Annotated in this window: 11 protein-coding genes; 4 read left to right on the forward strand and 7 right to left on the reverse strand. The window is 60.6% G+C overall.

The window, feature by feature from the left end; translation table 11 throughout:
• Positions 1–38 precede the first annotated feature (38 nt).
• The 3 genes from AAHK20_RS26940 to AAHK20_RS26950 all read right to left on the reverse strand — a co-directional run bounded on the left by AAHK20_RS26940 (position 39) and on the right by AAHK20_RS26950 (position 3389).
• Positions 39–1193 (reverse strand): branched-chain amino acid ABC transporter substrate-binding protein, encoded by a 1155-nt coding sequence (locus AAHK20_RS26940; protein WP_449184530.1) that lies wholly within the window; start codon positions 1191–1193, stop codon positions 39–41.
• Positions 1194–1323: 130 nt separating this feature from the next.
• The gene (locus AAHK20_RS26945; RefSeq protein WP_449184531.1) at positions 1324–2700 is read right to left on the reverse strand and encodes an amidase; all 1377 of its coding nucleotides are present in this window, start codon (positions 2698–2700) and stop codon (positions 1324–1326) included.
• 5 nt (positions 2701–2705) lie between these two features.
• Complete coding sequence (locus tag AAHK20_RS26950; protein ID WP_449184532.1) at positions 2706–3389, reverse strand: DUF2848 domain-containing protein; 684 nt, start codon at positions 3387–3389, stop codon at positions 2706–2708.
• A 165-nt stretch (positions 3390–3554) separates the two neighbouring features.
• On the opposite strand from AAHK20_RS26950, the gene AAHK20_RS26955 reads away from it, so the two are divergent.
• Both AAHK20_RS26955 and AAHK20_RS26960 read left to right on the forward strand, forming a co-directional pair.
• On the forward strand, positions 3555–4496 hold the full coding sequence (locus AAHK20_RS26955) for a LysR family transcriptional regulator (protein WP_449184533.1): 942 nt from the start codon (positions 3555–3557) through the stop codon (positions 4494–4496).
• A 31-nt stretch (positions 4497–4527) separates the two neighbouring features.
• Entirely contained in the window at positions 4528–5070 is a 543-nt protein-coding gene (locus AAHK20_RS26960) for an ureidoglycolate lyase (RefSeq protein ID WP_449184534.1), read from the forward strand.
• Here AAHK20_RS26960 and AAHK20_RS26965 read toward each other — a convergent pair.
• Both AAHK20_RS26965 and AAHK20_RS26970 read right to left on the reverse strand, forming a co-directional pair.
• A complete protein-coding gene (locus tag AAHK20_RS26965) occupies positions 5067–5432 on the reverse strand; it encodes a response regulator transcription factor (protein WP_449184535.1) in 366 nt (121 codons plus the stop codon). The two genes, AAHK20_RS26960 and AAHK20_RS26965, sit on opposite strands and share 4 nt — an antisense overlap.
• A gap of 47 nt (positions 5433–5479) precedes the next feature.
• Positions 5480–6118 (reverse strand): response regulator transcription factor, encoded by a 639-nt coding sequence (locus tag AAHK20_RS26970; protein ID WP_449184536.1) that lies wholly within the window; start codon positions 6116–6118, stop codon positions 5480–5482.
• A 249-nt stretch (positions 6119–6367) separates the two neighbouring features.
• Between AAHK20_RS26970 and AAHK20_RS26975 the strand changes: the two genes are divergently transcribed.
• The gene (locus AAHK20_RS26975) at positions 6368–8884 is read left to right on the forward strand and encodes a PAS domain-containing protein (RefSeq protein WP_449184537.1); all 2517 of its coding nucleotides are present in this window, start codon (positions 6368–6370) and stop codon (positions 8882–8884) included.
• Between the two features lie 722 nt (positions 8885–9606).
• On the opposite strand, the gene AAHK20_RS26980 is transcribed toward AAHK20_RS26975, so the two are convergent.
• Entirely contained in the window at positions 9607–10242 is a 636-nt protein-coding gene (locus AAHK20_RS26980) for a hypothetical protein (RefSeq protein WP_449184538.1), read from the reverse strand.
• Positions 10243–10611: 369 nt separating this feature from the next.
• Here AAHK20_RS26980 and AAHK20_RS26985 point away from each other — a divergent pair, with 369 nt between their 5' ends.
• Positions 10612–11118 carry a hypothetical protein gene (locus AAHK20_RS26985; RefSeq protein WP_449184539.1) on the forward strand — a complete coding sequence of 169 codons (507 nt, stop codon included), beginning with the start codon at positions 10612–10614 and terminating at the stop codon, positions 11116–11118.
• Positions 11119–11234: 116 nt separating this feature from the next.
• On the opposite strand, the gene AAHK20_RS26990 is transcribed toward AAHK20_RS26985, so the two are convergent.
• Positions 11235–11498: a hypothetical protein gene (locus tag AAHK20_RS26990; RefSeq protein WP_449184540.1), complete on the reverse strand. Its 264-nt coding sequence runs from the start codon at positions 11496–11498 to the stop codon at positions 11235–11237.
• Positions 11499–12055 lie beyond the last annotated feature (557 nt).

A 12055-nucleotide genomic window follows, 5' to 3' on the forward strand; every position in this document is an offset into this window, starting at 1 on the left:
ACGATCGCGGAATGACACCGCGCTCGGCAGGCCGCCCCCTACATCTTGATGACGTCCATCACGGTCTTCTTCTTGTCCTTGAACTGGTAGATCGTGATGGCCGCGTCTTTCAGATCGCCATGCGGGTCGAACGCGATCTTGCCGATCACGCCGTCGTACTGCGTGGCAGGCATCGCGGCCAGGATCTTCGCGCGATCAGTCGAATTGGCACGCTTCATCGCGTCGTAGATCACGTAGACGGCGTCGTAGGCAAACGGGGCGTACGCATCGATCGGCACGTTGTAGCGCGACGTATAGCGTCGCTCGAACTCCTGCCCCTTCGGCATCTTCGAGAGCGCAAGTCCGGCCTCGGAGCACACGAGGTTGCCGATGGCGTCGCCGGCCAGGCTCACCATCTTGTCCGTGCATGCGCCATCGCCGCCGAGCACGCTTGCCGTAATGCCGAGGTTCGCGGCCTGCTTCACGAGCGGCCCGGCCGTCGCGTCCGAGCCGCCGTACATGATGACGTCAGGCCGCAGCCCCTTGATCTTCGTGAGAATCGCACGGAAGTCGGTGGCCTTGTCGTTGGTCGCTTCGCGCGTGACGATGGTGGCCCCGTGCGCCGTCGCGGCCTTCGTGAACTCGTCGGCCAGGCCCTGCCCGTAGGCCGTCGAATCGTCGACCACGGCGATCCGTTTCGCGTGCAACGTGTCGAGCGCGTAGCGTGCGAGCGCCGGGCCCTGCAAGGCGTCCGTCGCGACGACGCGATACGTCGTCTTGTAGCCCTGCTGCGTGAATGCGGGGTTCGTCGAGCCCTGGGAGATCTGCACCACCTGCGCTTCGCTATAGATGCGCGAGGCCGGAATCGATACGCCGGAGTTGATATCGCCGACCACCGCCGCGACGCCTTCATCGACCAGCTTCTGCGCGACCTGGGTCCCCGTGCGCGGATCGGCGGCATCGTCCTGCGAGTCCAGTTGCAAACGCACCGGCTTGCCGCCGATCACCGGGTGCTGACTGTTGATTTCGTCGATGGCGAGACGCGCCGCATTCTCGCTGTCCTTGCCCATGTTGGCGAGCTGGCCGGTGAGCGGCGCGGCGTGACCGATCAGCACGACGGCAGGCGTGGTGTCGGCGGCGTGCGCGGACGCCTGAATAGCGGCCAGCGCAACGGCGCCGGCGATCAAGCGGGTGGAGCGATAAGTTGGGTTCACGGTCTGCCTCACTTCGGATGTATTGGGTGAAAGGACGCGCAGTCGATAAGCGTTGCGCCTGAAAACCAGTATTCGTTCGCCGTAATTGCGCGTCCAACGACAAATTTCTTTCGCTGCCGATAAACAAACGTTATGCCGGCACGACCGGCACGATTGGCGCGCCGGTCCGCAACAACGCTTCGACGCTGCGCCCGATTGCGAGAATCGACGCGTCGGCAAGCGCCGGTCCGCAGATCGACAAGCCGACCGGCAGTTCGTCGTCACGATGGCAAGGCAGCGTCAGCGCGCAGCCATCCATGAAATTCACGACGCTGGGATTGCGCAGCACCTTCGCGTTGGTGGCAAAGAACGTCTCGTCGTCGTGTTCGACGTCGGCCAGCGCAGGCGGCACGATCGCGACCGTCGGCATCAGCCATGCGTCGAACCTTGCGAGCCTGACTCGCGCGTCGCGCACGAAGCGCTCGCGCGCGGCAAGCAGATCGATATAGTCGGCGGCGCTGCGCCCTTCGCCAATGCGCAGCCGCTTGAGCACGCGCGGGTCGTAGGCATCGGGCTCGCGCGCAACGTGCTCGCGATGCCATGCCCACGCCTGCGCGGCCGTGATGCCGGCGAGCGGAAGGCGGCCACCCACCTCATGCAACTCTGGGAATGCGAAGCGCTCGACTGATGCGCCCGCGCGCCTCAGCATCTCGATTGCGCGATTGAACGCCGTGCTCACCGTGCCGTCGAGGTCGTCCGAAACATAGTCCGACGTGATGCCGAAGCGCAGTCCGTTCAGCGCGCGCGGCGACGTATCGAGGGACTGCCCCGAGACGACGGCATCGACGAGCACGCAACAGTCGACACTACGCGCGATAGGCCCGATTGAATCGAAGGACGTTGACAGCGGCACGATGCCGTCGAGCGGCACGCGCCGCGCGGTCGGCTTGAAGCCGACCAGCCCGCAGAATGCGGCGGGAATGCGGACCGAGCCGCCGGTGTCAGTGCCGAGCGCGGCGGCCACATGCCCGAGCGCCACGGACGTCGCCGCTCCCGAGCTCGAACCGCCCGCCAAACGCGTTGTGTCGATCGGATTCAGCGGGGTTCCGAAGTGCGGATTCACCCCCAGGCCCGAGAACGCGAACTCGCTCATGTTCGTGCGGCCGGCGAATACGGCCCCCGCCTCACGCAGACGCGCGATGGCAGCCGCGTCGCGAACGGCGGGTGCAGTGTCGCGCAAGATTCGCGATCCCGCCGTCGTCACCTGCCCCTTGACGTCGAACAGGTCCTTCACGGAAACCGGCACGCCTGCCAGCGCGGACGGCACATAACCGCGAGCGCGGAAGGCGTCGCTGTTCGCGGCCGCCTCGCGCGCCGCCGGCCGGTCGGCCTGCGTATACGTCGAACCCCCGGCCGATCCCCCTCGCGCAAGATCGGCATCGATGGCGGCGAGGCTCGCGTCGAGCAACGCCCCCGCCGATACGGTCCCGCTCGCCAGCGCCTCACCTGATTCACGAATCGTGCGCATCGCGCTCACTCCGTATGCGCGAGCGCATCGACCGAATAGCGATGCCGAAGGCTGCGGCCGAGCACGGGATCGTGCAGCTCGAGTTCATAGCCATGCGCGAACGTCAGCGCGCCGAGCACGGGTTGCGTGCCGCAAAAGAGCACCGTATCCGCATGCATCGACGCCGCGTCAAACCTACGGCGTATCAACGCCTCCGGATGCATCAGCCGCGCTAGCGTGCCTTCTTGATAGAGCGTGCTCGCGCCATTCGAATCGATACGCCAGCTGCGCGCGATCAGCGCATCCCAATGCGCCGACACTTCGGCATAGCGCCAGAACGTCCGCCCGATGGGCTTCGCGCACATCTGCTTCGAGACCGCCACGTCGTAGCTCTCGACCTTGCGGTCCGTGTGATCGGAGCCGATGCCGACCAGCAAACCCTGCGCCTCCGTTTGCATGAGCACGACTTCGACTTCACCGGACGAATGCTCGCCGATCACCTCGATGTTTTCCGACGTCGTCAGCAGCGAAGGCGCAACCTCGTAGAAACACGGCACCGTCGACGGCCTGCGCACGCCGAGCGCCTCAAGCTCGCGGATATGATGCTCGACCTCGGCGCTCTCCCGGCCGGCCCAGCCCGCGATCACGAGCCGGCGCGCCGCCACTTCCAGCGCTGACCCGCCTTCGACTTCGCATGTCACTTTCTTCATCGCAACGTCCTTTCGTTTGAATCCTCATTCGTTGCGAAGTGTTGGCGCGCGCCGCACGCCTGTCCAACAAATTAAAGTTGTCGCTCGGCAGAAAATTTTCTTGTCACGCGGCGCCGGACGCGGCGCTACACTGGGCCATTCCCGCAAGCCTCGTCAGGGCCCTGAATGAATCTGCGATTTCTGGAAACGTTCGTCTGGCTGGCGCGGCTGCACAGCTTTCGTCTGACGGCCGAGCGGCTGCACGCGACGCAAGCCGCCATTTCCAGCCGCATTTCGGCGCTCGAACAGGAACTCGGCGTGCGGCTCTTCGAGCGCGGGCCCAAGGAAGCGACGCTCACTCAGGACGGCACCAAGGCGTTGCCGTTTGCCGAGCAGATGCTCAAGCTGAACCAGGCGATGCTCGCGGCCGTCGGCGACCGCTCGAAGGTGTCGGGATTGCTGCGGCTGGGCGCGATCGAATCGATCGTTCATACGTGGCTGCCGGATCTCCTCAAGCGCATCAGGGAGGAATATCCGAATCTCGTGATCGAGTTGACGAGCGACACCACCGCCAATCTGTCGACGCAACTGGTGAACGGCCACATCGACGTCTCGTTTCAAACGACGAGCATCGCGGGATCGGACATGACCAGCGTCGCGCTCGGCAGTCTTCCGATGCGCTGGATGGCGAGCCCGGCGCTCAATCTGTCCGCGCAGGCGTTGACGGAGACCGAGCTGGCCGCCTACCCCGTGATCAGCTTTGCGCGTCATTCGCCACCGCACGAGTTTCTGACCGCGCTGTTCGCCGCCAGCGGCGATGTGCAGGTGCAGATCAACTGCTTGTCGTCGGTGGCGGCGATCATCCGGCTCGTCGTCGACGGGTTCGGCATCGCCGTGCTGCCTCCCGCGTTCGTCATGCGCGAACTCGAAGCCGGTCAGCTGCAGTTGCTGCAAGTGACGCATCGGGTGCCCGCGCTGCCGCTCGTGGCCGCGTTTCCACGCACGCCCGACAGTCTGCTTGCCGAATCCGTCACACGGCTCGCGCTCAACGTCGTGCTCGAATTCAGCCTGAAGCATGGGCCCGAGTTCGCTCTGTTCCCGCCGACCGCCGCGGACTCGCACGCCTGATCGATCCCGTCATCCACACATCTATCCCGACATGCCGACCGCACTTACCATTCCGGTAGAACCTCTCGATGCGACACGCTGTGAACCTTATGGCTGGATGCTCGGCAAGCCCGTCTCCACCGACGCCGACACGCCGTCGTTCGTCAGCCCCGCATCGGATTTCTGGCGCGAGCATTTGTTCGACACCGGCACGCCGGGCGAAACGGAGATTCTCTGGGTCGCCTACCGGAATCGCGACACGACCATCACGTCGCTGGAGATGCATCGATTGACGCAGCAGGCCATCGTTCCCTTGACGGCGCCCGTCATCCACCTCGTCGCGGTCTCGTCGGAAGATGGCGAGCCGGACTTGAATTCGCTGCGCGCGTTCGAGATTCCAGTCGGTAAAGGTCTTTGCATGCGGCCGAACATCTGGCACGCAACCCGTGTGATGGATAGGGACGCCACCTGCTTGATGCTGACCCGCCCTTCGACGACCTATGACCTGGTGGTGCATCTGAAGACCGGCGCGCCTGCTTGTGAAAGCGCGATCAGGACGATCGATACGCGCACGCTCGGTGTCGGAAATCGCTAACACGCGTCATTGAGACGTTCCAGCAACGCATCGCCGTCCAACGGCTTCCGAAAAAATCCAGCCGCGCCGCGCTGAAGATAGTAGTTGTCCGAATGCTCGCTCGGCCTGCCGGTAATGATGATGACGGGGACCGGAGCCGGCATTTCAGCGACTCGTTGCAGTACCTGAAGACCGTCTATCGGACGCATACCCAGGTCCGTGATGACGCATACCAAGCCCGAATGATCGGCCGACAAGAACGCTTCAGCAGTTTCGTAGAGCCGCGTTCGATAGCCGCCGGACGCCAGCAGATTGGCAAGCGACATCAACACACGCCGGTCATCATCGATCACGGCAACCGTGCGAACCGGAGGCTTGTGCATGTTCGACCTCCGGTTCGATCCGTTTAGCCACGCACTGGCGATGGATGTCAGGCTTCGGACGCCGCGGCGGGTGGCGTCTCGAGCCGCAGTTTGCCCGCCAGCTTGACGAGCATGGCAAAGGAATCCGCCTGCATCTTCTTCATGATGTGACCTCGATGCACCTGGACGGTATATTCGGTAATGCCAAGAATCCCCGCCGCCTGCTTGTTGAGAAGACCCTGCGCGAGCAGCGGCAAGAGTTCCTGCTCGCGAGGCGTCAACGTCTGATAGCGCGCTTCGAGCGCCGCGGCATCCGCCGCTTCTCGCCGAAGCACATGCGCCTTGGCAAGCGCGGCATCGACGGCGCGCATCAGCACATCCTCGTCGATCGGCTTGGTGAGGAAGTCGACGGCGCCGCCCTTCATCACCAGCACGGTGGATGGGATATCGCCGCGCCCAGTGACAAAAATAATGGGAATAGGCGCGTCGCTGGCGACCAGCTTCTGGACTTCCAGCCCGCTCATGCCCGGCATCCTCATGTCGAGAATGGCGCACGCTACGGTATCGCCGAGTGGCGCATCCAAAAACTCTTTGCCCGAACCAAACGCGCGCACGCTTTTGCCGTTGGCGCGCAGCAGCGCCGAGAGGGCTTCGCGCACTCGTGCGTCGTCGTCCACTACGTAGACCGCTTCATCTGCGGATTGCATGGAACTCCTCTGTCACCGCGCGCCGAAGCAAAAAGTATAGCGATTCGCCATCCCCGCTGACAGCGCGGCGGCCGCATTCCGTATTACATGAATATGTAATTTCGCACGCGGGCAAATCAACGTAAGCTCGGCGCTTAAGCGTGCCGTAAGGAAGGGGCCGCCATTCTGCTTGACTTGTCGAACGCGAGGGTCACTTTGCTTGACATGCCATTATCACGTTCATCCCGGGATCCCGCACTCTGCGCCGCCGTGGCCGGCGCATCCGCGATGGCGGGATGGCTCGATCCCATAGCAGGCTATCTCAGCCCGGTCATCGTCGTTCTCTTCACGGTCTACCTCGGCCGCAGCATCGGACGCTTGTCGGCGGGATTCGCTTCGCTCGGCATCGCCGGTGCGACGCTCGGCGCACATTCCTCTGCCCTGAGCTCGAGTTCGATCGTCCACGCTGCGATCGCCATCGCCGCCGTATGGCTTTGCGCCGAAATCGTGTCGCGTCGCCCGCGCCAGTGGGGCTCGACGGTCAGGCTGAAGGACAATCCCTTTGACCTGCCGATCGACCAGCTGAGCCGCTATGTCTGGTCGAGAACCGGTGACGGTGAACTCGAGTACGTCAGTCAAGCCATCCTCGACTACAGCGGCCGAACGTTCGACGAACTTCGCACCTTGTTCACCCTCACCCATCCGGACGACGTCGGCATACCCGTCGCCGCCTTCGCCCGGGCCCAGGAGACCGGGGAAGCACAGGAATACCAATGCCGTTATCTGTCCGCGGCCGGATCGTACGAATGGTTCGCCGCCGTGCTTCAAACGCAGCGGGACCGGCACAACCAACCGATCCGCGTCTACGGCATGCACTGGAACATCAACAAGCAAAAACGCCAGGAGGAGCAGCTTCGCCGGCGAAATCAGACGCTCGAAACCATGAACGAACTCTGCCCCGGCCACTTATGGGCGGCGTTGCCGGATGGCTCCATCGACGACCTGAATTCCAGCCTGCGCGACTACATCGGCATCGCGCACGCACGGCCTTGCGATGCCTATCACGCCGCGATTCATCCGGACGACGGTGCCGCCTATGACACGTACTGGAACGCGCTCAAAGCCGGAGGCGACCCCGGCGAACTCGAAATCCGGATGCGGCGCGCGGACGGCGCGTATCGCTGGTTTCTTTATCACGTCAAAGCCGTCAGCGACGAGGGCGGACAGCTATTTCGGTGGGTCGGCGTGGGTTGGGACATCCATGACCGCAAGCTCGCCGAATCCCGACTGCGAACGAAGGAAGAAGCCTATCGGCGCATCGTCGATTGTGTGCCGGCGTGTGTCTGTGTCGGCAATCCGGACGGCGAGCTGGTGTACGTCAACAAGGTCGGCGTCGCCGCGTTGGGCAAACCCATCGACGACATCATCGGCGAGCGCTGGATGGAGTACATCCACCCGGACGAAGCGGACCTTGCGCGCAGCCAATGGAAGGCGCACATCGCGGCGCGCAAACCGGTCGATGTCATCGTGCGGATGCTGCAGCACGATGGGGTCTATCGTTGGCAGCACCTGCTGGCCGAACCCCTCCTTTGCGACAACGGGGACGTCATCAACTGGTATCTCGTCGGCATTGAAATCGACGAGGCCGTCAAGGCTCAGGAAGCGCTGAAGGCAAGAGAGCATCAGCTTCGTGAAATAACCGAGACCATTCCCGGCATGCTCTGGTGCACCGACCCGCAGGGGCAGCCTACCTACGTCAATCGTAGAACGCGCGAATACACCGGCGTCGAAGCCTCGGACCTCACGGACCTCGGCTACCAAAAGGCCATTCATCCCGACGATTGGGATGACATGATTCGGACCTTCACACACTCGATCGAGAGCGGCGAGCCGTACAGCCACGTCACCCGGCTGCGTCGCAAGGATGGCGCCTATCGTTGGTATCAGCAGACTGCCGAGCCGATGCGAGATGCGAACGGCAATATCGTCCAGTGGTACGGGCTCAGCCTCGATATCGATGAGCCGAAGCGCGCGCAAGACCGGCTTAGACAGGCGCAGGCGAAACTTGCCCGTGCGAGCCGGATCGCCACCGTTGCGGAGTTGTCCGCTTCCATCGCGCATGAACTCAATCAACCGCTGACCTCCGTCATCGCCAATGCGCAGGCTTGCAGACGTTGGCTCGGGGCGTCGCCGCCGAACTTGCCCGAAGCGAAAGCATCCGTCGACAGCCTGATTCGCGATGCGCGTTCCGCAGACGAAACGATGAAAAGCATCCGTGCGCTATTCAAGCGGCAGACGTTTCAGAAGCGCGCAAGGAACGTCAAAGACATGGTGCTCGAAGCCGTGCGTCTGCTGCGGGAAGACGAGACCAAGCGCGGCGCGGACATCGAGTTCGATTTTCCTGATGATCTGCCACCCGTGTTCGTCGATCAGATCCAGATCCAGCAGGTGCTGATCAACCTCATCTCCAATGGAATCGAAGCCACGGAGAACACCGGCCGGCCGCCGACAATCCGCATCACGGCAAGCGCTCAGGGCGAGCAGTCGGTTCTGCTCGAAGTCGTCGACAACGGCTCGGGCATCGGCGAAGCTGATAGCATCTTCGACCCGTTTGTCACAACCAAAACGAAAGGAATGGGGATCGGGCTTGCGGTATCTCGCTCGATCGTCGAGGCGCATGATGGGCGGCTTAGTGCGTCGAACAATGCCGGGTTCGGGGCGACGTTCAGCGTTGTGCTTCCGGTTGGGGCTTATTCGTTTTCTCGGCAAGCGGTGGGGGCAGGTTAGCTCGTGCGGTTCTGCTCATGCAATAGGGAATGGGTGTTCGTATTTGATGGTTGATGCAGGTGTTTTCCGCTGCAAGGCAAGGTGAGGCAAGTCAACCGCGCGTTGCTCGGCGGACGCATTTCGACCCTGAACGGACGCTCGCGATACCGAAAAGCGGACGTTCACAGAATTCGCCGAAGTCCTGATCAAGGTCAGCGCAACTCCAATTGCCGCAATTTTCAGTGACAGAAATTTGCGGCCGACCAACGGAGCACGACAAGATATATGGCGAAGCCGCCAAGCAGTATCCAGGCGCGGCCGCTTGACATCTTCGGCTGCGACGCGGTTCCTTTGTTGGCAAAAAGGTAAAAGTACTGAAATATCGTCCCCAGTAAGGCGAACGCTGTGGCAAAGGAGTAAACGACCATCACAATGCCGATGCTAGATCCAAACAACACGTTTAACGGCGAGCTGTCGCAAGCGCCCAGAAATCCCCCCGCTAGCAGGACCATGCTGAACAGCGTAGAAACAACTAAAGATATTCGCTTTTTCAATACGCCCCCTGTTTGATTGATTGGGGCTTATTGTCGACGATTCATGCATCGACGTCGACCGGCCCCTCTTCGCCGAACTCAGTAGTTCGCCGTCTGACTACGAGCGATCTTCCCGGCTCGGCCCTGAACTTCCGCACCCGGCCCGAAAGGGACCGTATCAGCTTCCGGCAGCGGCCAACCAAGAGCTGACTACCGAGAAGAATGATCGATGAATTGGTACTGGGTTATTGCCTCCCGATACCCCGAGAGCACTCCGGCGATAATTGCCAAGAACAAGACGCTCAGAATGACTGCTTTTCGAGAACGATGATGAACTGCAGCTTCAAAGTAAAGCAAAGTGAATATCGTTACAAATCCTTGACCAGCAAGAGTCGCCAGATATCTCTTGAGATTGATCCCGTGTTGGTACGGCACCCAGTCTGCCCCTTCGTTTATTCCTAGGTTGAAATTTGTAGGCGTCAGGTAATCGTAACAATACCAAGTCACTATCGAAATCAACGGCACCGCTAGGCCAATAAGAACATACGAGTAGCGCCCTAATCGAGGATGAAGAACACGCATCATCAATCCTTGAATTAATTGGGATAAAGAAAATACAATAAATATGGAAATTGGCGCGATAATACATATTACCAATGAGGACAAAGCCATCATTGTGCCTGCGTTGCCCCTTGATCTATTTGGATTCCCGTGGACAAAATCAATTAATATCAGGGAGATCACAACGGATATCGACAATGCCAACGCAACGAGAATTGCTATCCAGAATAAGCTTTCACAAAATAAACATCTGGAAGTAGTTCTTTCTTCGATTGGTGTGCTCATATCCTGACCCGGAAATCAAGTTTTGCTTGCTGACAGAATTGCCACTTCGATAACTGAGGCTTGGCGACTTTATCGGACAGAGTCTAAGGGGCTTTCCAGTCATTTGACGCCGAAATTGTCGACGATGTAGACGGGGATGTCGATAGCCCGCTTCTGGCCGATCCCGGAAGCTTGACCCTCGCCAATGATCACGCGTCGCCCAGCTAACCGCCAACTTCAGAAGTCGACCCACAGGGGGCCTTCAGATTTGCCGAAAGCTGCCGTTCACATAGCTTATAGGCTGCTCCGACGTATAAGATCGGTCGAAGCGAAAATTCAACACCCCGACTCGCTGCAGCGACTCAGAGTTGTCTTGGAGTGGGAATCCTCTTGAAAACAATCGTAAAGCGCTTCCTGTTAGCGCTGATCGCCCTGATGGCTTGCGTTCGCGGTGGAGTTGCGCTGGCAGAAACCCCGTCTGACCAGTCCTTTTCTCCTGATCCAAAAATCCAGAAAATTGCGGAAGCCTACTCGCTAGACGCCGTCGACTTCTCCGCGAAACAGTTTGGAATAAAACTCGACTGGTCGGACGCGAGTATTGCAAATGTCGAAAAGGCCTTGGCGCAAATGAGTTCATCCTACGTCAGCACGAGTCCCAAGCCAACGGACGAGCAAGTCATGTCATTCGCGAAAGCCTACGGAAGTTACGTCGGAGAGGTGTATCGCCGCAATCATGGTGGCGAATGGGGTATGGTCACCCTCGGCGGAAGCCGATTCCCGGGTCTGCGAACCACCACAGGTTCCAGCTTCTGGCCATGGGGACGGGTATTCAATCGGATCACCAAGGGGACGGAGGACAACATCGCCGACTACTACGTGGCCCTATTAAAAAGGTAGCGGACGGCGCATCCAGTCAACTTGGCCTTGAAGGTGTCAACGATTCAGGCCACGAAGTCGACCGTCCGAAGCTGGCCGAACGGGGCCCGACGCCCCTGAGCCCCATTCGCTGCCTATCAGTCACGACGAGAGTTTCGCTTGTCTGAACGTTTGTCGAATCGCCTCAGATCTAACACCCTGACGCTTTTGCCGTATCCCCCACCAAAGACCGCCGCTATCACTAGCGCAAATAGTCCGATTAGAAGAAAAACTGTCAATGTCGGATACTTGCGCAACATGAGCACACAGTAGAAGACGACAGCCAGTGCCAAATAGGAGATCCACCGGTAAGCCGTTCGCTCAAATGGCGTTAATTCATCCTTCCACGTCTTGTCGTCCATCGTGTCTCGTATTCCACAGTTACGTCGACTGTTCTGCGAAGCGCGGCTGCCGTGCCCAATATGAAGAGATTGTTCCCTGCGTCCTGGGCAGCCGGATTGTCAACGATCTATATGCGGGTGTCGAATGTCTCAAAGTGGCCGCATGCCGCCCAATGTGGACGACTGAGGCTTCCGCCGAGAATGAACGCTCACCGATCCACCCGCCCATTCGAACCTCGGTGTCCCGATGTCGTGCACGCTTTGACGGAAGCCAATCGGCTTCCGGATCGCCTTACCACCCAGTAAGCGAGCCGACAGCCTGGTTTGCCAGACGCTGCATCGCCTCGTCCCGAGGAGCGCACATGGCACGTGGTGATTCCTTGTGCGTTGGCGCGCGTCGGTTTCGTGTTCGCCGGCCACTGCGTTGATGATCGTGCTAGCGCAGCGGAGCTTTGGGGCGAGACGGCCGCCGATTGCCATACCGGCGGCCAGCATCGAACCATCCGTCACCCAGCTACCTCACCCCATGCGCCGACACCTTCTTGCCTTCGAAGGTTTCCTGCACACCCTGCACGCAA

This window comes from Trinickia camelliae (assembly GCF_053525655.1).

Excerpts from the sequence above, each read along its gene's own strand:
- AAHK20_RS26965 (WP_449184535.1), bottom strand. The coding sequence starts at position 5,432 with ATGCACAAGCCTCCGGTTCGCACGGTTGCCGTGATCGATGATGACCGG.
- AAHK20_RS26960 (WP_449184534.1), top strand. The coding sequence starts at position 4,528 with ATGCCGACCGCACTTACCATTCCGGTAGAACCTCTCGATGCGACACGC.
- AAHK20_RS26945 (WP_449184531.1), bottom strand. The coding sequence starts at position 2,700 with ATGCGCACGATTCGTGAATCAGGTGAGGCGCTGGCGAGCGGGACCGTA.
- AAHK20_RS26970 (WP_449184536.1), bottom strand. The coding sequence starts at position 6,118 with ATGCAATCCGCAGATGAAGCGGTCTACGTAGTGGACGACGACGCACGA.
- AAHK20_RS26980 (WP_449184538.1), bottom strand. The coding sequence starts at position 10,242 with ATGAGCACACCAATCGAAGAAAGAACTACTTCCAGATGTTTATTTTGT.
- AAHK20_RS26955 (WP_449184533.1), top strand. The coding sequence starts at position 3,555 with ATGAATCTGCGATTTCTGGAAACGTTCGTCTGGCTGGCGCGGCTGCAC.
- AAHK20_RS26990 (WP_449184540.1), bottom strand. The coding sequence starts at position 11,498 with ATGGACGACAAGACGTGGAAGGATGAATTAACGCCATTTGAGCGAACG.
- AAHK20_RS26950 (WP_449184532.1), bottom strand. The coding sequence starts at position 3,389 with ATGAAGAAAGTGACATGCGAAGTCGAAGGCGGGTCAGCGCTGGAAGTG.